16 protein-coding genes are annotated in these 18,640 nt (G+C 70.4%); 7 read left to right on the top strand and 9 right to left on the bottom strand.

Annotated features, from left to right (window positions below; translation table 11 throughout):
* Nucleotides 1-38: 38 nt before the first annotated feature.
* From AB4030_RS15135 to AB4030_RS15125, 3 genes are all read right to left on the bottom strand, one after another.
* Nucleotides 39-557, bottom strand: coding sequence for an NUDIX domain-containing protein (locus tag AB4030_RS15135; protein ID WP_442280036.1), 519 nt, complete (start codon nucleotides 555-557; stop codon nucleotides 39-41).
* A 186-nt stretch (nucleotides 558-743) separates the two neighbouring features.
* Entirely contained in the window at nucleotides 744-2,927 is a 2,184-nt protein-coding gene (katG, locus tag AB4030_RS15130) for a catalase/peroxidase HPI (protein ID WP_442280144.1), read from the bottom strand.
* A 79-nt stretch (nucleotides 2,928-3,006) separates the two neighbouring features.
* Complete coding sequence (locus tag AB4030_RS15125; protein ID WP_442280035.1) at nucleotides 3,007-3,435, bottom strand: Fur family transcriptional regulator; 429 nt, start codon at nucleotides 3,433-3,435, stop codon at nucleotides 3,007-3,009.
* 265 nt (nucleotides 3,436-3,700) lie between these two features.
* On the opposite strand from AB4030_RS15125, the gene AB4030_RS15120 reads away from it, so the two are divergent.
* The gene (locus AB4030_RS15120) at nucleotides 3,701-4,843 is read left to right on the top strand and encodes an FUSC family protein (RefSeq protein ID WP_442280034.1); all 1,143 of its coding nucleotides are present in this window, start codon (nucleotides 3,701-3,703) and stop codon (nucleotides 4,841-4,843) included.
* Here AB4030_RS15120 and AB4030_RS15115 read toward each other — a convergent pair.
* The 3 genes from AB4030_RS15115 to AB4030_RS15105 are packed head-to-tail and all read right to left on the bottom strand — an operon-like array spanning nucleotide 4,816 to nucleotide 9,997.
* Complete coding sequence (locus AB4030_RS15115; RefSeq protein ID WP_442280033.1) at nucleotides 4,816-7,608, bottom strand: alkaline phosphatase family protein; 2,793 nt, start codon at nucleotides 7,606-7,608, stop codon at nucleotides 4,816-4,818. The two genes, AB4030_RS15120 and AB4030_RS15115, sit on opposite strands and share 28 nt — an antisense overlap.
* Before the next feature lie 2 nt (nucleotides 7,609-7,610).
* Nucleotides 7,611-9,032 (bottom strand): ABC transporter permease, encoded by a 1,422-nt coding sequence (locus tag AB4030_RS15110; RefSeq protein WP_442280032.1) that lies wholly within the window; start codon nucleotides 9,030-9,032, stop codon nucleotides 7,611-7,613.
* Complete coding sequence (locus AB4030_RS15105) at nucleotides 9,029-9,997, bottom strand: ATP-binding cassette domain-containing protein (RefSeq protein WP_442280031.1); 969 nt, start codon at nucleotides 9,995-9,997, stop codon at nucleotides 9,029-9,031. Before AB4030_RS15105 ends, AB4030_RS15110 begins: the two co-directional genes overlap by 4 nt.
* Before the next feature lie 226 nt (nucleotides 9,998-10,223).
* Here AB4030_RS15105 and AB4030_RS15100 point away from each other — a divergent pair, with 226 nt between their 5' ends.
* The gene (locus AB4030_RS15100) at nucleotides 10,224-11,942 is read left to right on the top strand and encodes an alkaline phosphatase family protein (protein ID WP_442280030.1); all 1,719 of its coding nucleotides are present in this window, start codon (nucleotides 10,224-10,226) and stop codon (nucleotides 11,940-11,942) included.
* Nucleotides 11,943-11,993: 51 nt separating this feature from the next.
* Here AB4030_RS15100 and AB4030_RS15095 read toward each other — a convergent pair whose 3' ends face one another.
* On the bottom strand, nucleotides 11,994-12,740 hold the full coding sequence (locus AB4030_RS15095) for an MGMT family protein (protein WP_442280029.1): 747 nt from the start codon (nucleotides 12,738-12,740) through the stop codon (nucleotides 11,994-11,996).
* 9 nt (nucleotides 12,741-12,749) lie between these two features.
* A complete protein-coding gene (moeB, locus tag AB4030_RS15090) occupies nucleotides 12,750-13,928 on the bottom strand; it encodes a molybdopterin-synthase adenylyltransferase MoeB (protein ID WP_442280028.1) in 1,179 nt (392 codons plus the stop codon).
* A gap of 101 nt (nucleotides 13,929-14,029) precedes the next feature.
* Between moeB and AB4030_RS15085 the strand changes: the two genes are divergently transcribed.
* From AB4030_RS15085 to AB4030_RS15070, 4 genes are all read left to right on the top strand, one after another.
* Entirely contained in the window at nucleotides 14,030-14,719 is a 690-nt protein-coding gene (locus tag AB4030_RS15085; protein ID WP_442280027.1) for a TetR/AcrR family transcriptional regulator, read from the top strand.
* A 56-nt stretch (nucleotides 14,720-14,775) separates the two neighbouring features.
* On the top strand, nucleotides 14,776-14,997 hold the full coding sequence (locus AB4030_RS15080) for a DUF3107 domain-containing protein (RefSeq protein WP_442280026.1): 222 nt from the start codon (nucleotides 14,776-14,778) through the stop codon (nucleotides 14,995-14,997).
* 241 nt (nucleotides 14,998-15,238) lie between these two features.
* Complete coding sequence (locus AB4030_RS15075) at nucleotides 15,239-15,511, top strand: GlsB/YeaQ/YmgE family stress response membrane protein (protein WP_442280025.1); 273 nt, start codon at nucleotides 15,239-15,241, stop codon at nucleotides 15,509-15,511.
* 192 nt (nucleotides 15,512-15,703) lie between these two features.
* A complete protein-coding gene (locus AB4030_RS15070) occupies nucleotides 15,704-15,976 on the top strand; it encodes a GlsB/YeaQ/YmgE family stress response membrane protein (RefSeq protein WP_442280024.1) in 273 nt (90 codons plus the stop codon).
* 54 nt (nucleotides 15,977-16,030) lie between these two features.
* Here the strand turns inward: AB4030_RS15070 and AB4030_RS15065 are convergent, their stop codons facing one another.
* A complete protein-coding gene (locus tag AB4030_RS15065; RefSeq protein ID WP_442280023.1) occupies nucleotides 16,031-16,747 on the bottom strand; it encodes a ferritin-like fold-containing protein in 717 nt (238 codons plus the stop codon).
* Nucleotides 16,748-16,984: 237 nt separating this feature from the next.
* Here AB4030_RS15065 and AB4030_RS15060 point away from each other — a divergent pair.
* A partial coding sequence (locus tag AB4030_RS15060) for a DEAD/DEAH box helicase (protein WP_442280022.1) occupies nucleotides 16,985-18,640 on the top strand: 1,656 nt, incomplete at its 3' end.

The following is an 18,640-nucleotide window of genomic DNA, read 5'->3' as shown; positions in this document are numbered from 1 at the left end:
TGCCGGACCGCGACAGCGGACCTGTCAGGACCGGGAGATCACAGGCCGAGCATCACCGGCGTGCCCGGGAGGTCACCGGCGATCAGCGCCGCCAGCGGTGTCGCGAGGTCCCGGGGCGAGAACAGATCGGTTCCGTCGTAACCGGCGATGTCTGCGTGCCGCCACCATCGCATCCCGGTGATGTGCTCGGCGGCGAGGTCGGCGTCGGACAGCGCGCCGCGCGGGTCGAAGCGCGCGGTGCGGACGAGGAAGTAGTCGTTGACCAGCCCGTCGTAGCCGTCCGCCTGGCCCGGAGCGGCGACCTCCTGGTGCCAGACATGGGTCGGGTCGGCGTCGAGGACGAGCCCCGTCTCCTCGTGCAGCTCCCGGCGCAGTGCCGCCAGCGGCAGCTCACCGGGCTCGATGCCGCCGCCGGGGGCGGCCCACACGACCGTGGCGTCCGCCGGTACGGCTGGATGCGGGAAGCTGAAGCGGCACAGCAGGACACGGTCATCGTCGTCCAGGATGACCGCCCGGACGGCATGTCTGCGCCTCGCTGCGCCAGGCGTCTCGTTCATGCCCAGATGATCGGGCCGTCAGCGGCCGGCCGCAAGCCGGTCACGGCCCGCGGCGCGAGCGACGCGGGTTCAGCGGTCACTCATCGGATCGGGTGTCTCCGTCGACGGTGCGGACCGATCCGCACCCGCACGCGAAGGGCCCGGGACGGCATACGCCATCCCGGGCCCACTGCGTGCGTCAGCCGATCACTTCACGTCGAAGCGGTCGGCCTGCATGACGTGCGACCAGGCCGCGACGAAGTCGTGGACGAACTTCTCGGCCGCGTCGTCGCTGGCGTAGACCTCGGCGAGGGCGCGCAGCTCGGAGTTGGACCCGAAGAGCAGGTCGACGCGGCTGCCGGTCCACGTCTGCTCGCCGGCGGCGTTGGTCGCGGTGAACGTGTCGGCGCCCTCGTTCGCAGCGGTCCACGTGGTGCCGAGCTCGAGCAGGTTGACGAAGAAGTCGTTGCTCAGCGTGCCGACACGCTCGGTGAACACGCCCGTCGTCGAGCCGCCGGTGTTGGCGCCGAGGACGCGCAGACCGCCCACGAGGACCGTCATCTGCGGTGCCGACAGCCCGAGCAGGTTGGCGCGGTCGACGAGGAGGTACTCGGCCGGGACGCGCCCGGACTTGCCGAGGTAGTTGCGGAAGCCGTCGTGCTTCGGCTCGAGGTAGCCGAACGACTCGACATCGGTCTGCTCCTGTGAGGCGTCGACGCGGCCGGCGCGGAAGGGCACCTCGACCGTGAATCCGGCTGCGGCAGCAGCCTGCTCGACCGCGACGTTGCCGCCGAGGACGATGAGGTCGGCGAGCGAGACGGTCGAGCCACCGCGGCCGTTGAAGTCGGCCTGGATGCCCTCGAGCGCCCGCAGGGTCGTGGCGAGCTCGGCGGGGTCGTTGACGTCCCAGCCGCTCTGCGGCTCGAGGCGCACGCGGGCACCGTTGGCGCCGCCGCGCTTGTCGCTGCTGCGGAACGTCGAGGCGGACGCCCAGGCCGCCTTGACGAGCTGCGTGACGGTCAGGTCGGCGTCGGCGATGGCCCGCTTCAGTGTGGCGACGTCCTCGGCGCTGACCGGCTCGCCCGAGGCGGCGGGCAGCGGGTCCTGCCAGAGGAGCTCCTCCTGGGGCACCTCGGGACCGAGGTAGCGCTCGAGGGGGCCCATGTCGCGGTGGGTCAGCTTGAACCACGCGCGCGCGAACGCGTCGGCGAACTCCGCCGGGTTCTCGTGGAAGCGTCGCGAGATCTTCTCGTATGCCGGGTCGACCCGCAGTGCCAGGTCGGTCGTCAGCATCGTGGGCAGTCGCTTCTCGCCGTCGGCGTTCGGGGCCGGGATGGTCGCCTCGGCGTCCTTGGCCACCCACTGGTTCGCGCCGGCCGGGCTGTGGGAGAGCTCCCACTCGTGGCCGAAGAGGACGTCGAAGAAGGTGTTGTCCCACTGCGTCGGCGTCGGGGTCCACGTGACCTCGAGGCCCGAGGTGATGACGTCCTGGAGCTTCCCCGTGCCGAAGGACTGCTTCCAGCCGAGACCCTGCTCCTCGAGCGGGGCTCCCTCGGGCTCCTTGCCGACGTACTTCAGCGGGTCGGCGGCACCGTGGGTCTTGCCGAAGGTGTGGCCGCCGGCGATGAGGGCCACGGTCTCCTCGTCGTTCATCGCCATCCGGCCGAACGTCTCGCGGATGTCACGGGCCGAGGAGAGCGGGTCGGGGGTGCCGTTGGGGCCCTCGGGGTTGACGTAGATGAGGCCCATCTGGACGGCTGCGAGCGGGCTCTCGAGGTCCCGGTCCCCGGTGTAGCGCTCGTCGCCGAGCCACTCGGCCTCCGAGCCCCAGTACACGTCGTCGTCCGGCTCCCAGACGTCCGCGCGTCCGCCGCCGAAGCCGAACGTCTTGAAGCCCATCGACTCGAGGGCGACGTTGCCGGTGAGGACGATGAGGTCGGCCCACGAGAGCTTCTGGCCGTACTTCTTCTTGACCGGCCACAACAGGCGCCGGGCCTTGTCGAGGTTGCCGTTGTCAGGCCAGGAGTTGAGCGGCGCGAAACGCTGCTGTCCGGCGCCCGCACCTCCGCGGCCGTCGTGCACGCGGTAGGTGCCGGCGCTGTGCCAGGCCATGCGGATCATGAACGGGCCGTAGTGCCCGAAGTCTGCCGGCCACCAGTCCTGCGAGTCGGTGAGCACGGCCGCGATGTCGGCCTTGACGGCGGCCAGGTCGAGGCTGTTGAAGGCCGCGGCGTAGTCGAAGTCGTCACCGAGTGGGTTTGCGACGGCAGGGTTCTTTGCCAGCACCTTGAGGTTGAGGCGGTTCGGCCACCACTCCTCGTTGCTCGTCCCGCCGGGTCGCGTGGCGCGGTCGTGGGGCACGGGGCACTTGGCGGCCTCCGGCTCGTTCATCTCGCCGACTTCGGCGTCAGGCTTGGCGGTGTGCTGCTGCTCAGACACGGGAGGTCCTTCTCTTCTTCGGGATGGGCATTCAGGAAGCGGCCGCCGCGGCGCATGCGGGACACAGTCCCCAGTACGTCACCTCGGCCTGGTCGATGAGGAATCCGTGGTCGGCGGATGCCGTGAGGCAGGGGGCCGCTCCGACGGCGCAGTCGACGTCGGCGATCGCGGCACACGAGCGGCAGACGACGTGGTGGTGGTTGTCGCCGACGCGGACTTCGTAGCGGGCCACGGAGCCGGTCGGCTGGATCCGACGCACGAGGCCGACCTCGGTGAGGGCTCGCAGGACGTCGTACACGGCCTGGTGCGACACGTCCCCCGCGACCTCCCGGACCCGCCGGATCACCGTGTCGGTGTCGGTGTGCGGGTGGTCGTGCAGCACCGTGAGCACGGCGAGACGTTGACGCGTGACACGCAGCCCCGACTCGCGCAGCTGCTCCTCGAGGTCGGCACCGGACATGGTCCGAGTCTGTCCCGCTTTCTGGAAACAATCAAGTCTTCTCGGTGGACTCCCCGCGACGCTGGCTCCCGCAGGTGCTGGCCTACGTCTCGTACGATGCGGGTGGCGCGCAGGGTTCGCCCGACCCGGCGAGACCGTGACCACATCGCACACCCGAGGGCGGCGCATGTCACCAGAGAACAGCTCCGGGGCGACCCCGTGGAACCGTCTGATCACGTGGGTCTGGCCGAGTCACCCCGCGCGGTGGCGAGACGTGCCGCGTCGCGTGCGACCCACACTGGTGACGATCTTCCGGCTCACGGCGGCCGCGGTGGCGGCCTACGTGCTCTCCCAGGTGGTCACTCCCGGCACCCCTGACCTGACCGGCCCCCTGACGGCCCTGCTGGTCGTGCAGGCCACGGCCTTCTCGACGATCAAGATGGGGGCCGTCCGGGTCGGCGCGGTGCTCTCGGGAATCCTCGTGGCCACGCTCCTGTCGACCTGGAGCGGGCTCACCTGGTGGAGCCTCGCCGCGGCCATCGCCGCGTCCCTGCTGCTAGCCAAGGTGCTGCGCCTCGGCGACCAGGCCCTCGAGACCCCCATCAGCGCGATGCTCATCCTCGGCGTCAGCAACCACGACATCGCCGCGGAGACCCGGATCGTCAACACCCTGATCGGTGCCGCGGTCGGGATCGCCTTCAGCATCGTCTACCCACCGGCCATGCCGACGGGGGCGGCGAGGCAGGCGCTGCTCCGCGTGGTCGAGGCCGCGGCCTCTGCCCTCGATGCCGCGGGTGAGGCCCTCGAGGCGGGCCCGGTGACCCGCGAGCAGGTCGGGGAGTGGATCGACAGGGTCCGCTCGGCGAACCGCGAGGTCGCCCGGGCCACCGAGACGATCGGCCATCTCAAGGACAGCCGACGGTTCAACCCACGGGCCCTCGGCACCGTCGATGTCGAGCCCGTGCTGGCCTCGGCCCTCGACACCTTCGAGCACTGCCTGCTGGCCATCCGTGCCCTCTTCACCTTGCTGCTCGCCGAGCTGCCCGCCGAATCAGCGCCTGAGGACCCCTACGGTGACGAGCTGCGCTCGGCGTTCGCGGTCGTCCTGCACGACACGGCCGACTGCCTGCGCGCGTTCGGCGGCCTCGTCATCGCCGAGTCCGAGGGCCGCGAGGAGGACACCGAGGATGCGTTGGCGCAGAGCCTCGACATCCTTCGGGAGACCCAGGCCATCCTCACCGAGCTCATTCTCGTGCGTGCCCGTGAGGACACCTCGTCGTGGCTGCTGCGCGGCTCCATCCTGGCCGCCGTGGAGCAGGTGCTGTCACGACTCAACCTCGAGGACCGCGCCCGAGTGCCTCCGTCGACCGGCCCGCACGCTCGGCTACCCCTGGCTGGGGGTCACTGCGCGTCAGCGCTGGGGATGTAGCCGCCCGGAACCTGCGACGGCGTGTAGATCGTCGAGTCGCCCGGATAGGGGGCGGCCCAGTTGTGCGCCTGGTACCACGTGAACCGGTTCATCAGCTCGGGGCTCGCGGTGTCAGGGGCCGGGTTGCTGCCGTTGAAGCCCTGCTTGACACGCCAGGCCTCCCACTGCGCCGCGACGGCCTTCTCGGACGTCGGCACGGTGGCCGGGCTCGACTGCGCCGCAGCGCCGCTCGCTGCCGGCGTGGTGTCCTGACCGCACGCCGGCGCAGGGGTGACCTGCTCGGTGAGCGGGATCTGGTTCGGCAGCGTGGTGAAGGGCGTCAGGTCGGGCTTGGACTGGAACGCGTCGAACATCGGCGTCGCCGCGGCGAGCTTCTGGTTCAGCGGCCGAGCGCCGAGGATCTGCTCGATGGTGCGCACCATGTTGATCTGCGAGTAGTAGGTGCTGTTGACCTTGCCGTGCTGGGCCCAGGGGCTGATGACCTGCACCGGCGCACGGTGTCCGTCGACGTGGTCCGCGCCGTCCTGGCTGTCGTCCTCCACCACGAAGATGGCCGAGTCCTTCCAGTACTTGCTGTGCGAGATCTCGTCGACGACCTTGCCGACAGCGAGGTCACCGTCGGCGACCTGAGCCCTGGCGTCCGGCGCCCCTCCGGTGTGGTCGCTGGAGAGCCAGAGCATGTTGAAGTTCGCCGGCCCGTCCTTCTCGAAGTGCTGCTTCCAGAGCTGGAAGCGGTAGATGTCGGGGATGTTGACGTCGAACTTCGGGTAGTCGTGCTCGGTGATCGCGTTGAGCGACGGGATCGGCGACTGGGTGTCCGTCTTGACGGACGGGTCCGTCAGGAGGCTGGGGTCGCCGCCGGCTTCGACCTGCTTGGCGGTGCAGTAGTACTTCTGCCACGTCGCGCCGTCCGGCTTGGTCAGGAACTGGGTGAACTCGCCGTAGTTGCGCGCCGTCTTGCCCGCGGACTGGACTGCGGTCCAAAGGAATCCGGAGCGCTGGTGCCCAAGGGCGTCGTCCTCGGTGTCATAGCTGCGCACGTACTCACCGGCACTGGACTCCGTGTACTCCGGGTTGTCACCCTGCATGATCCAGTTGTGGCCCTCGGCGGAGTTGGTGCCGATGTCGTAGAGGTTGTCGTAGAGGCCGAACTGCTTGGCCAGGGCGTGCTGGTTGGGGGTGACCTTCTGCCCGAACTGCACGAGCGAGGGGTCGCCGTTGCCACGGCTGTCGTCGCCGTAGACCTGGTCGTAGGTCCGGTTCTCCTTGACGATCATGAAGACGTGCTTGATCGTCGACGGGTCCCCGAGCCGCACGGGCACGGGCACCGCCTTGGCCCGGTGGCCCTCGGCCTGCTTGACGTCGTTGTGGCCCCAGTCGTTCTGGGCGAAGACGGTCGCGGTGTAGCGGCTGATCTCCTCGTCGCTGGGCATCGTGAAGCTCGTCAGGGACGCGGTCGTGCTGTGCGTGTCGTGCCCGCTGACGACGGGGACGCCGTAGCCCTTGTTCGTCGTGATGGCCGGACCGCGGGCGTCGATGCCGCGAGTGTTGGTGACGACAACCCGGTTGCCGACCGTGGCCACGTCGGAGGGGTAGTAGTCCGTCGGCAGCAGGCCGACGTGGCTGACCGGCGCCTGCGGCGTCCCGGCGTAGCGGTAGACGGCGACCGCGTTCGCCCGGCCGAGGGTGACCAGAAGATGCCCGTCCTTGGTCAGCGCGATGCCGGTGGGCTCGTAGCCCACCTTGGCCTTGGGCCACGGCTGCGTCGCGATGGTCTGGACGACGGCGTCCTTGCGGGTGTCGACGACCGACACCGTGTCGCTGTTGGTGTTGGCCACGAAGAGGGCGTTGCCCGCGGCATACAGCGCGGTCGGGTGCAGCCCGACGTTGATCGACCTGACGGCCGAGGACGGGGCGGCGGTGTCGATGACGCTGAGGGTGCCGGTGGTCGAGGCGCCGAGGTAGGGGTCGGCCGGGACGTCGGTGCCGTAGGAGTTGATCGTGGGCTCGCCCGGCTTGGCGTGGCGGCCACCCTCGTTGCTGACGTAGAGCTTGCCGCCGACGAATGCCAGGTGCCTCGGTGCGATGCCGACCTTCCAGGTCTGCTTGACCGTGCCGGTCGCCGGGTCGATGGCCACGACGGTGTTCTGGCCGTTGACCGCGACGTAGAGCGTCGACCCGTCTGGCGAGTAGACCGACTTGCCGGGAAGGGCTGAGTGGCCGTCGACCTGCGGGAGCGGGAAGCGCGTGGCACTGCCCAGGGTGCCGTCGGCGTTGACCGGGAACCGGGTCAGGGCGTCCTGCTGGGACAACCAGAGGAACTTGCCGTCGGGCGAGTAGGTCGGGCCCTCCTGGCCGACGCTGCCGTCCGAGAGGGTCTGGTCGACGCCGGCGGCCTTGCCGACGCGGTAGATCAGCTTGTTGGCGGCGAGGTCGAAGACCTGGAGGACGACCTTCTTGTCGGCGCTGCTCGCGGCGAGGAAGCGGCCGTCGGCGCTGACCGTCGAGCCCATGAACTTGCCGTACTGGGTCATGATCCGGTCGCCGATGGGCTTGATCACCTGGTTGTCGGAGATCTGGAGCCCGTTGGCGTACTCCGTGCCGACGGTGTGGTTGCCGAAGGCCCCGGTGGCGGCGGTGGCGATGCCACCACCGACGATGGTGAGGGCCGCGGTACCGGCCGCGGCGACACGGATCCTGCGGGTGGTGCGACGGCGCTCAGGAGCCGGTTCGGAGCCGGAGAGCCGTTGACGAGTGACCTGCATGATCATCCTTTCGAGGTACTGCTCGATGTACTGCCAGAGGACAGGTCGACGAGGCTGTCGATCTGCCACAGGGGGTTGGGTGCGTCCCCACTGGGGGTCCGCACCTGGAAGTAGCCGTTCACTTCCTTGGGCCCGTCCCCGTCGGCGACGTAGCGCCCTTCGGGGGCGACGTCGAGCTGGTAGAGGGCCGTTCCGACGGCCGTGGCTCCGGGGATGTGCCACGACACGGCACACCGCCAGTCGTTGCCCGCCCCCTCGTCGTCGCCCGGCGAGCCGCCCCGGTAGCAGGACGCGCTGGTGCGCAGCTGCTCCTCGGTCACGTCGGGGCGGTGCAGCTCGCGGGACTGGAGCCGGTAGAGGTGGGCGAAGGAGGCGGCGAGCGAGCTCTCGATCTTGGCCCGGTCGATCCCGGAGCCGCTCGCGGGCGTCGCCACCGCGACGACAGCCACGCTCACGGCCGCCAGGGTGGCCACGGGAAGGACCCCCAGGACCACGGACCGTCTCCCCGACCCGTCGTACGCGACGTCGGTGAAGTCACGCCGCACGAAGAGGAGGTATGCCGCAGCCGTCGCGACGAGGGCCCAGGCACTGCTGACGACCAGGCCGACGACCAGGGGCCCGGTCTGGGACGGATCGCTGAACAGGCCCCGCCAGGCGAGGAATCCCTGGCTCGGCAGGGCGAGGCGGACGACGGCCGGGAGGGGAAGCAGCTGGACTGCCTGGAGCACAAAGGCCAGGACCGCCGGCACGAGCAGGCCCATCGGCGAGCGCCCCAGCGCGACCGACCCGAGCAGGCCGACGGCCGCGAACGCGAGCGAGGCGACCACCGTGCACGCCCAGGCGAGCAGCACGAGCCGCGCGCTCTGGCTCGTGTCGATGAGCTGCCCGTCGAGCCCGACGAGATCCCGGTTGCCCATCACGGCAAGGCCGCCGCCAATGCTGGAGACGGCGAGACCGACCTCCATGGCGACGATCACGGCGGTACTGGCGAGCGCCTTGGCGACGAAGATGCGACGGGGCGATCGAACCGCCATGAGCAGGTGGCGCCACGTCCCCAAGCGGTCCTCGGCAGCGAAGACGTCACCGGCCACGAGGGAGGTCAGCAGCGGGAGCGCCCACGTGCAGGCGAAGCTGAGCACCACGAGGGAGGCTGCCCACCCGGTGGCGAACATCCACCGTCCGAACACGGTGTCGCTCGGCAGCGAGCTCTGTCCGCTGGCGGCGGCGATGAAACCGGCCGGTGCGATCCAGCAGGCGGCGAGGACGATCCGCACGCGCCACTGGGCGAGCAGCTTGAACAGCTCGAAGCGCACGCTGGATCCGAGGCCGGCGGGACGGGTCACGCGGGCCGTCCCGGCCCGCTCGGGATCGGGAGCCGTCACCGGCTGGCTCTCGGTCGTCGCGCTCGCGGTCGTCGCGCTCATCGGACAGCCCCCTGCGAGGCGAGGACGTCGTCATCGGCGCCGGTCAGTGCCAGGAAGGCCGCCTCGAGCGGTGGGACCACCGGACCGAGCTCGCGGACCGCGACGCCCGCGCCGACGAGGCGTACGACGAGGTCGTCGACCGCGCTGACCGGACCACGCGCGACGACGACATCCTCCCCGAGCCGGAGGCGTGTGCGGTCTTGGACCAGCTCCAGACCGGGGTGCCCGGCAATGAGCCGACGGGTGGTGTCCGCATCGGAGGTCAGCACGCGGTAGTCGAGCCGCCCGCTCTGGGCAGCGAGCTCCGTCACCGGTCCGGAGAACACCATTCGCCCATCGGCCAGGAGCGTGACCGCGGAGCAGAGCGCTGCGAGGTCGTCCATCTGGTGGCTCGAGATCACGACCGCTGCGCCCTGGGCGGCCAGGTCGGCGAGAACTCGGTGGACGTGCCGCTTGGCTGCCGGGTCGAGGCCGTTGGACGGCTCGTCGAGCACCAGCAGGCGCGGCTTGGTCAGCAGAGCAGCCGCGAGGCCGAGTCGCTGCCGCATGCCCAGCGAGAAGCCGCGCACCCGATCGTCGGCCACGTCGAGGAGACCGACCTGCTCCAGGGCATCGTCGACCTCGGCGCCACGCTCGGACCCGTAACCACGCAGCCTTGCGAGCGCGGCCAGGTTCTGCCGGGCGGTCAGCGTGGGGTAGAGACCGGGTCCGTCGACGAAACCGCCCACACCCTCGGGCACCCCGAGGACGCGGTCGACCGGCGCACCCAGGATCTCGAGGCTGCCCTTGTCGGCGACGGAGAGGCCGAGCAGCAGCCCGAGGAAGGTCGTCTTCCCGGCCCCGTTCGGCCCGACGAGACCGTGGACCTGGCCCCTCGGGATGTCGAGGTCCACGCCGTCGAGGGCGACGACGTCGCCGAAGTACTTGGTCGTGCCCCGAGACCGGACCGCGAGCGAGCTGCCCATGCTTTCCCTCCAGATCGTCGAACCGGCTCGACGCTAGGGAAGGCGGAAGGTTCGGAGGCGGCGGCAGTGTGAACCTCGGGCAAACCTCATATTTCATCCGTTCATCGAGGGCGCCGCGGGGGCCCAACATGGGAGCCGCCCGTTGTTCACGGTGCGTTCCCCGGGAAGGCATCCAGCGTTGATAGACCCGGTCGTGCGTCCACCGTGGACGCACCAAGGAGGAAACATGAACCGTCGTTCCATAGCCCTGGCCGCCACTCTCGGGATCGGTGTGCTCGGGCTGGGCACCGTGTTCTCCACCGCGAGCGCAACAGCATCCACGGACAAGGAGCACGGCAAACACGTGCTCCTGCTCTCCGTGGACGGCCTGCACCAGAGTGACCTGGCCAGGTACATCGCCAAGCACCCGTCATCCGCGTTGGCCTCGCTCACGGCCGGCGGCACCCAGTACACACACGCACGGACCACGTTCCCGTCGGACTCCTTCCCCGGGATGGTCGCGCAGCTGACCGGCGGAAACCCCGGCATGACGAACGTCTACTACGACGACACCTACTCCCACTCCCTGCTCGCACCGGGGACCCTCGACTGCGCCACAGCCACACCCGGCACCGAGGTGCCGTGGACCGAGGCCATCGACAAGTCCCAGAACCCGATCACTCTCGACGCCGGCCAGAAGATCGGCGATCCGGCGCTCACGAGCATCCCGACGAACACGCTCGCGCAGACGCTCGCGAACTCGGCTGCGATCACCAAGGCCATCCTCAAGATGACCCCGACGCCGCAGGCCCTCATCGACCCCGCGGCCCTCCCGGTGAACCCCGCCACGTGCACCCCGCTCTACCCGCACGACGACCTCAAGGTGAACACCGTCTTCGAGGTCGCGCGCGCCCACGGGCTGCGCACGGCGTGGTCGGACAAGCACCCGGCATACGAGATCCTCGGGGGTCCGTCGGGAACCGGGGTCCAGGACCTCTTCACCCCCGAGATCAACGGCGTCGCCGACGCCGCCGGTGACGACTGGTCGACGGACAACGCACTGACGCAGGAGTACGACAGCACCAAGGTCGCAGCCGTCCTCAACGAGATCGCCGGCAAGGACCACTCCGGCACCCACCCGGTGGGCACCCCGGCGGTCTTCGGCATGAACTTCCAGACGGTGTCGACGGCCGAGAAGCTGCCGACCTCGGACGGCCTCGCCGGCGGCTACAACGCGGACGGGACCCCGGGCCCGCTGCTCACCCGAGCTCTGGACTACGTCGATGCCCAGGTCGGCGCCATGCGCAACGAGATCCACAAGCGCGGTCTCGACTCGAGCACGTCGATCATCCTGTCCGCCAAGCACGGCCAGTCACCGACCGACCTCAGCGCCTTGCGTCGCGTCGACGACGGCAAGATCGTCGACAGCATCAACGCGGCGTGGAAGGCCGCCCACCCGGGCGCAGCGCCCCTCGTGACCTTCACGGTCGACGACGACGGCATGCTCATGTGGCTCTCGGACCGCAGCCCGGCCGCGCTCGCCTTCGCCAAGGCATACCTGCTCTCGCACACCGCCCCGGCGAACAAGGCCGGCGACCCCAAGGGCGTCCACTCCACCACCGTGGATTCCTCGGGCCTGACCAAGGTCTACACCGGCTCGGCTGCCGACACCTTGATGGGCGCCCCCCGGGGTGACAGCCACGCCCCCGACCTCGTCGGGATCGCGCAGTACGGCGTCGTCTACACCGGCAACGTCAAGAAGATCGCAGAGCACGGAGGCGACGCACCCGCCGACCGCGACGTCGCCCTCGTCGTCTCCGGGGCCGGCGTTCCCCGCCAGGTGGTCGACACCACCCCAGTCCAGACGACCCAGATCGCACCCGCCATCCTGGACCTGCTGGGCCTCGATCCCCGTGCGCTGCAGGCCGTGCGGATCGAGCACACGAGGACGCTGCCGAGGCTCTGACCCGGGAGCCCCGTCGAGGGCCCGGCTGACGATCTCACGCCAGCCGGGCCTTCATCCGGACGCGACCGCGGCGACGAGCTCGACCTCGAAGCCCTCGCCACTCTCGAGGTACGCGGCGTAGTGACTCGGGCCCCCGGCATACGGGTGCGCGTCGGCGAACATCAGCGTCCACCCGCCCTCGGCACACGCATCGACGAGCGCGTCGACCTCTGCTCGCGAACCGCCATGGAAGGCAAGGTGGTTGAGCCCCGGGCGTCTCCGCTCGTGCCGACCCGGCACGACGTCGGGTCCGGACTCGACGACGACGTAGAGCGAGCCCAGCTCCCACGCCTGGCCGTGCCCCCAGTCATCGCCCAGGTGGTAGCCGAGGCGACCGAGCAGCCAGCCCCACTCACGCCCCGCCGCGGCGATGTCCTCGACCCAGATCTCGACGTGGTGCAGACCTCCCCGCGGGCCGGCCCCGTCGACCACACCGGAACCGGCAACCGCTCCCCCGAAGTCCCATCTCGCCCGCGCCATGTCTGCTCGGCCGCCGTCGACCAGACCACCCACCATGGGCGTCCCCTCGGCACGCCAGTGCCCGAGCGCCTCGTCCTCGAGGCCCTGCGGGGGCCGACCGTCGGATCGGATGACGCGCCACCACGGCACGTCTGAGCCGTAACGGCTCATCACGGTCCCGACCGTGCGCGGCCCCATCCCGCCGAGACGTCGGGCGATGTCGCCGTAGGCCAGCACCCTCCCCTCGGGGATCGTCGCGACGAGATCGAGCACGCGCTCGGCGTGGTCCTCCAGCGGCACGGGGGCCTCTCAGTACTCGGGTTGGCTCGGGTCGATCTCCCGAAGATAGGCGAGTATGCCGCCCTCGACGTTCGCCACGTCGGTGAGCCCCGCGCGCAGCGCGAGCCGCGTCGCCTCGGCCGATCGTCCGCCGACCTTGCAGAGGATGAGAACCCTTCTGTCCGTGGGCAGCTCGTCGAACGCCTCACCAGAGCGGAAGAGGTCGAGGTGGATGGCGACTGCCCCCGGGATGCTGGCGATGGCTCGCTCCTCGGTGCCGCGAACGTCGACGAGCAGCGGCGGCTCGTCGGACGCGAGCTCGCCGGCCATCTCGTGCACCGTCACCGCCGGCAGCTCGTCCTCGTCGGGCGCTGCGGCACCGGGCACCCCGCAGAACTCGACGTAGTCGATGAGCTCGGTGACGCTCGGGTCGGTCCCGCAGACGGGGCAGTCCGGGTCGGCGCGGACGGTCAGGGTGTCCCAGGTCTGCCGCAGCGCGTCATGGACCAGCAGCCGACCGGTCAGCGGCTCTCCGATGCCGAGGAGCAGCTTGATCGCCTCGGTCGACTGGACCGAGCCGATGGCCGCGCACAGCACGCCCAGCACCCCACCCTCGGCGCAGCTCGGCACCGACCCCGGCGGGGGCGGCTCGGGGAAGACGCAGCGGTAGCAGGGGCCGTGGCCTGCCCACCACACCGAGACCTGCCCGTCGAAGCGCAGGATCGAGCCCCAGACGTGCGGTCTGCCGAGCATGACGCACGCGTCATTGACGAGGTAGCGGGTCGGGAAGTTGTCGGTGCCGTCGACGACGAGGTCGTAGCGGCCGATGATCTCGAGGGCGTTGGACGAGTCGAGCGCGACGTCGTGGCGCTCGACCGTGACGTGAGGGTTGGCCCGGTGCACGGCCGCCTCGGCGGACTCCGTCTTGGGGCGGCCGATGTCGGCGTCGGAGTGGATGACCTGACGGTGCAGGTTCGTGAGGTCGACGACATCGGCGTCGACGACACCGATCGTGCCGACGCCCGCAGCAGCGAGGTAGAGCAGGGCCGGCGAGCCGAGCCCGCCGGCACCGACGACGAGCACGCGAGCGGCCTTGAGCCGTTCCTGCCCGTCGCGGCCGACCTCGGGCAGCAGCACATGTCGGGCGTATCTCGTCGTCTCGGCCGTGCTGAGTGCCCGACCCGTCTTGACCAGCGGATCCGTCGACATGCCCTCACCGTACTGCTCGGTATGGTGAGACGGACACGGTCGTCCGCGGGGGTGGACGGCGAGGACGACGAGCAACGCGCCCACACGCACAGAGGATCCGCATGGTTGACGAGACGACCCCGCCGGGACGCGGGCAGCGGCTGCCCAGGTCGGAGCGGCGCGCCCAACTCCTCGACGCCGCCCTGGGGGTGTTCGTCGAGAACGGCTACCACGCCGCCGCGATGGACGACATCGCCGGCCGCGCCGGGGTGTCCAAGCCGGTGCTCTACCAGCACTTCCCCGGCAAGCTCGAGCTCTACCTCGCGCTCATCGACCAGCACACGGGAGAGCTGGAGCAGCTCGTCCGCGACGCGCTCGCCCTCTCGGACAACAAGGCGCGCATCAACACGATGACGCGGGCCTACTTCGACTTCGTCGGCCAGGAGGGCGCGGCCTTCCGCCTCATCTTCGAGTCCGACCTCGCCAACGAGCCCGAGGTGCGCAGGCGCCTCGACCAGATCGACCTCACGTGCGCCGAGGCGATGGCCGAGATCATCCGGAGTGAGACCTCGATGGACCAGCAGGAGGCCGTGCTCGTCGGCGTGGCCTTCGTCGGCCTGGCCCAGACCTCGGCCCGGCACTGGCTGACGCACGAGGCGGAGGTCTCCAAGGAGACCGCCGTCCGGATCACGGCGGCCCTGATCCGCCGCGGGTTCGGCGCCTTCCCCCTCGTCGGGCGCGCCGACGACAAGAGCGAGGGCGACAGGCCCGGCGGCGCGGCAAGGGAATCCGTCGGCACGCCCGCTGGTTAAGGTGACGACAGGACGCGGTCGACCGTGTCCACCAGAACGGAGAAAGCAGGTTTGACGTGGAGGTCCGCATCGGCGTGCAGAACGTGGCGCGCGAGATCACCTTCGAGACGACCCAGTCGTCCGACGAGATCCACGCCGCCGTCAAGGCAGCGCTCGGGTCAGACGTCCTCGAGCTGACCGACGACAAGGGCGGACGGGTCATCGTCCCGTCCGCGTCGATCGGTTATGTGACGACGGGTGCCGAGCGCAAGGCGGGCGTCGGGTTCGGCGCGCACTGAACGCATACGAGAACAGTTGTGCTGCAAGAGGTCACGTCCGTCACGTGTGGTGACGACTGAGATCCAGGCAGTGAAGAAGGCCGCCGACCGGAACGGGTCGGCGGCCTTCGTCTTGTCCCGGCGGTGTCCCGGGGCGGTCCGGTGTGGCTCGTGGCCGCCGGACGGGTACAGGGTGGAGGAAGGGCCGGGAACCGCCGGCTCGTCACCGCCGCCGAGCGGGTTCGAAGGAGGAGGCGCAACCGTGATCGGAACCATCCTTGCCGCCCTCGTCGCGGGCGCGATCGTGGGACCGCTCGCCCGACTGGTGCTGCCCGGCAGGCAGGACCTGGGCGTTCTGCCCACCGTCGTCCTCGGCGCCATCGGGTCGCTCATCGGCGCGTTCATCTACTACAAGGCCACCGGTGTCAGCGACACCCTGGGGATCGACTGGATCTCCGGCCTCATCGGTGTCCTCGTCGCAGCCGCGCTCATCGTGGGCTACGGCATGCTCTCCGGCAGCCGCCAGACGCGTTGAGACCCCAGGTGAGGGGCCGATTCGGGCCATCTCGCCACCTTCGCCGTCGACCCACCGCAATCCCGCGGAAATGGCAGGCGCCACATCCACCACACCCGCCCCTTGCGGTGAGACATTGATCTCGTCGCATGTGTTGTCCGCTCCCCTCGCGGACCAACCGGTCGCCCTAGAGGTGGCCAGAAGGAGAGTCACATGATCGGAACCATCATCGCGGCCATCATCGTGGGTGCCATTATCGGCGCCCTGGGCCGTCTCATCCTCCCCGGCAAGCAGAACATCTCCCTGGTGATGACGATCGTCATCGGCATCGTCGCCAACGTCATCGTGACCCTCATCGTGCGCCAGCTGGGCTACTCCAACCAGTCCGGCGGCATCGCGTGGATCCCGCTGATCCTCGGCGCGATCGTCGCGGCGATCCTCATCGTCGTCTACGGCCGCATCAGCCACAAGCAGGTCAACGCCTGACCTGATCGTCGCGGAAGGGCCCGACCAACCGGTCGGGCCCTTTTGCATGCCCGCTCAGGCCGACAGGCCGAGGCGCTCCATGCGGCGGGAGTGCTCGTCCGTGAGCCGTGCGAACATGCGCCCGAGCTCGGCGAGGTCGGCGCCGGGGCGACCCGGCGCCCCGACGAGAATGCTTGCGAGAGCGTCGCGCTCGACGCCGACGCGCTGTGCCTGGGTGAGGGCCTCACCCACCAGGCGACGGCCCCAGAGCGCCAGCCGGCCCGCGAGGCGCGGATCGGCGGCGATGGCCTCCCGCACGACCGTGACGGCGAACTCGGCCTGGCCCGTGTCCTCGAGGACGCTGACGACGAGCGAGCGGGTGTCCTCGTCGACGTAGCGCGAGATCTCGCGGTAGAAGTCCTGCGCGATTCCCTCACCGACGTAGGCCTTGACGAGCCCCTCGAGCCAGTCCGAGGCGCTCGTGCGCTCGTGGAAGGCGTCGACGGCGGGAACGAAGGGCTCCATCGCCGTCTCCGGCTCCACGCCGAGCGACCGGAGGCGCTCGGTGAGGACCGAGTAGTTCTTCAGCTCATGGGCGGCCAGCATGGCCAGCGCCGACTTGTGACGCAGCGTGGGCGCGAGCTCGGCGTCCTTGGCCAGCTGGCTGAAGGCGCGCAGCTCGCCGTAGGCCAGCGCGCCGAGCAGGTCGGTGACGGCGGCGAGGTAGCCGGCCTCGTCGCCCGGTTCGCCCAGGCTGTCCTCGGTGGTCTGGGGCTTCGCGTCCTCACTCATGGGCCCAATCTAGTGATGGAGTTCGGGCGTTCTGCCCGCATGCCGGTAGACTGGGCCGGACAACTCGGTGCCCGGTCGGCCCGATGGTTTGCCCAGGTGGTGCGCGCGGACGTCGCGCACCGGTGGAGCCCGCACCACGCCAGAGCCACCCACCGTCCCTGACAGTCTCCGATCGGCCCGTCACGCGCCACTGAGCTCCCGCACAGGCGGGGTGCTCGTGCCGATCGAGAGATGCCCATGACCCAGCCCCACGAGATCCCCGCCGACGCGGGGGTCGCCACGGACGCGCCCGAGACCACCGTCACCGAGACGGTCACCGAGGCGGTCGCCGAGGCGGCTGCCGCGCCGGTCGCCCCCGAACTCACCTTCGCGGACTTCGACGTCCACCCCGACATCGTCGCCTCGCTCGCCGAGCACGGGATCGTCACGCCCTTCCCCATCCAGGCCATGACGCTGCCGGTCGCCCTCGGCGGCCACGACATCATCGGCCAGGCCAAGACCGGCACGGGCAAGACCCTCGGCTTCGGCGTGCCGATCCTCAACCGCGTCGTGCCGCCCGGCGAGGAGGCCTTCGAGTCGCTCGCCCGTCCCGGCAAGCCGCAGGCCCTCGCCGTCGCGCCGACGCGTGAGCTCGCCGTGCAGGTCGCGAGCGACCTCGAGCGCGCGGGCCGCAAGCGCGGCGTCCGTGTGCTCACCGTCTACGGCGGCCGTGCCTACGAGCCCCAGGTCGAGGCCCTCAAGACCGGCGTGGAGGTCGTCGTCGGCACCCCCGGTCGTCTCATCGACCTCGCCAAGCAGGGCCACCTCGACCTGTCGCAGGCGCGCACCGTCGTGCTCGACGAGGCCGACGAGATGCTCGACCTCGGCTTCCTGCCGGACGTCGAGACGCTCATGTCGCTGACGCCGGCCTCGCGCCAGACGATGCTCTTCTCGGCCACCATGCCGGGCGCCATCGTGGCTCTCGCCCGCCGATACATGTCCCAGCCGACGCACATCCGTGCGATGGGTGACGAGAACGAGAACGCCCACACCGTCAAGGCGGTCGAGCAGTTCGTCTACCGCGCGCACGCCATGGACAAGGTCGAGATGCTCTCGCGCATGCTGCAGGCCAACGGCCGCGGCCTGACGATCATCTTCAGCCGCACGAAGCGCACCGCGGCCAAGGTCGCCGACGAGCTCGTCGAGCGCGGTTTCGCGGCCGCCGCGATCCACGGCGACCTCGGCCAGGGCGCCCGCGAGCAGGCCCTCCGCGCGTTCCGCAACGGCAAGGTCGACATCCTCGTCGCCACCGACGTCGCCGCGCGCGGCATCGACGTCGAGAACGTCACGCACGTCATCAACTACCAGTGCCCCGAGGACGAGAAGACCTACCTGCACCGCATCGGGCGCACGGCTCGTGCCGGCAACACCGGTGTCGCGGTGACGTTCGTCGACTGGGACGACCTGCACCGCTGGGCGCTCATCAACAAGACGCTCGACCTCGGCATCCCCGAGCCCCAGGAGACCTACTCCAGCTCCGACCACCTCTACTCCGACCTCGACATCCCCACCGACGCCAAGGGCCGGCTGCGGCGTTCGCAGCAGAAGCTGGCCGGCCTCGAGGCCGAGGAGATCGAGGACCTCGGTGAGACCGGCAAGCGGCACGGCAAGTCCGGCGCCGGTGCCGGTCGCGGCGGGCGAGGTGAGCGTGGTGGCGACCGCGGTCACGCGCGCTCGCCCCAGCGCGGCCGTGAGGACGCGGAGCCGGCCGATTCGTCGGTGTCGGAGGAGGGCGGCGAGGGCCGTCCCCGCCGCAGCCGCAACCGCCGCCGCACGCGCGGCGCCGGGGCTGCAGCAGCCGGTGCCGTCGCCGCGACCGGTGGCGACGAGGGCAACCGGTCGACGCCTCCGGCC

The sequence above is a fragment of the Terrabacter sp. 2YAF2 genome, assembly GCF_052114705.1.
Lineage (GTDB): Bacteria > Actinomycetota > Actinomycetes > Actinomycetales > Dermatophilaceae > Terrabacter.
Note: the sequence above shows the minus strand (reverse complement) of the source record. Positions and strands in the feature narration are given on the sequence as shown.

Excerpts from the sequence above, each read along its gene's own strand:
- AB4030_RS15135 (WP_442280036.1), bottom strand. The coding sequence starts at position 557 with ATGAACGAGACGCCTGGCGCAGCGAGGCGCAGACATGCCGTCCGGGCG.
- katG (WP_442280144.1), bottom strand. The coding sequence starts at position 2,927 with ATGAACGAGCCGGAGGCCGCCAAGTGCCCCGTGCCCCACGACCGCGCC.
- AB4030_RS15125 (WP_442280035.1), bottom strand. The coding sequence starts at position 3,435 with ATGTCCGGTGCCGACCTCGAGGAGCAGCTGCGCGAGTCGGGGCTGCGT.
- AB4030_RS15115 (WP_442280033.1), bottom strand. The coding sequence starts at position 7,608 with ATGCAGGTCACTCGTCAACGGCTCTCCGGCTCCGAACCGGCTCCTGAG.
- AB4030_RS15110 (WP_442280032.1), bottom strand. The coding sequence starts at position 9,032 with ATGAGCGCGACGACCGCGAGCGCGACGACCGAGAGCCAGCCGGTGACG.
- AB4030_RS15105 (WP_442280031.1), bottom strand. The coding sequence starts at position 9,997 with ATGGGCAGCTCGCTCGCGGTCCGGTCTCGGGGCACGACCAAGTACTTC.
- AB4030_RS15100 (WP_442280030.1), top strand. The coding sequence starts at position 10,224 with ATGAACCGTCGTTCCATAGCCCTGGCCGCCACTCTCGGGATCGGTGTG.
- moeB (WP_442280028.1), bottom strand. The coding sequence starts at position 13,928 with ATGTCGACGGATCCGCTGGTCAAGACGGGTCGGGCACTCAGCACGGCC.
- AB4030_RS15085 (WP_442280027.1), top strand. The coding sequence starts at position 14,030 with ATGGTTGACGAGACGACCCCGCCGGGACGCGGGCAGCGGCTGCCCAGG.
- AB4030_RS15070 (WP_442280024.1), top strand. The coding sequence starts at position 15,704 with ATGATCGGAACCATCATCGCGGCCATCATCGTGGGTGCCATTATCGGC.
- AB4030_RS15065 (WP_442280023.1), bottom strand. The coding sequence starts at position 16,747 with ATGAGTGAGGACGCGAAGCCCCAGACCACCGAGGACAGCCTGGGCGAA.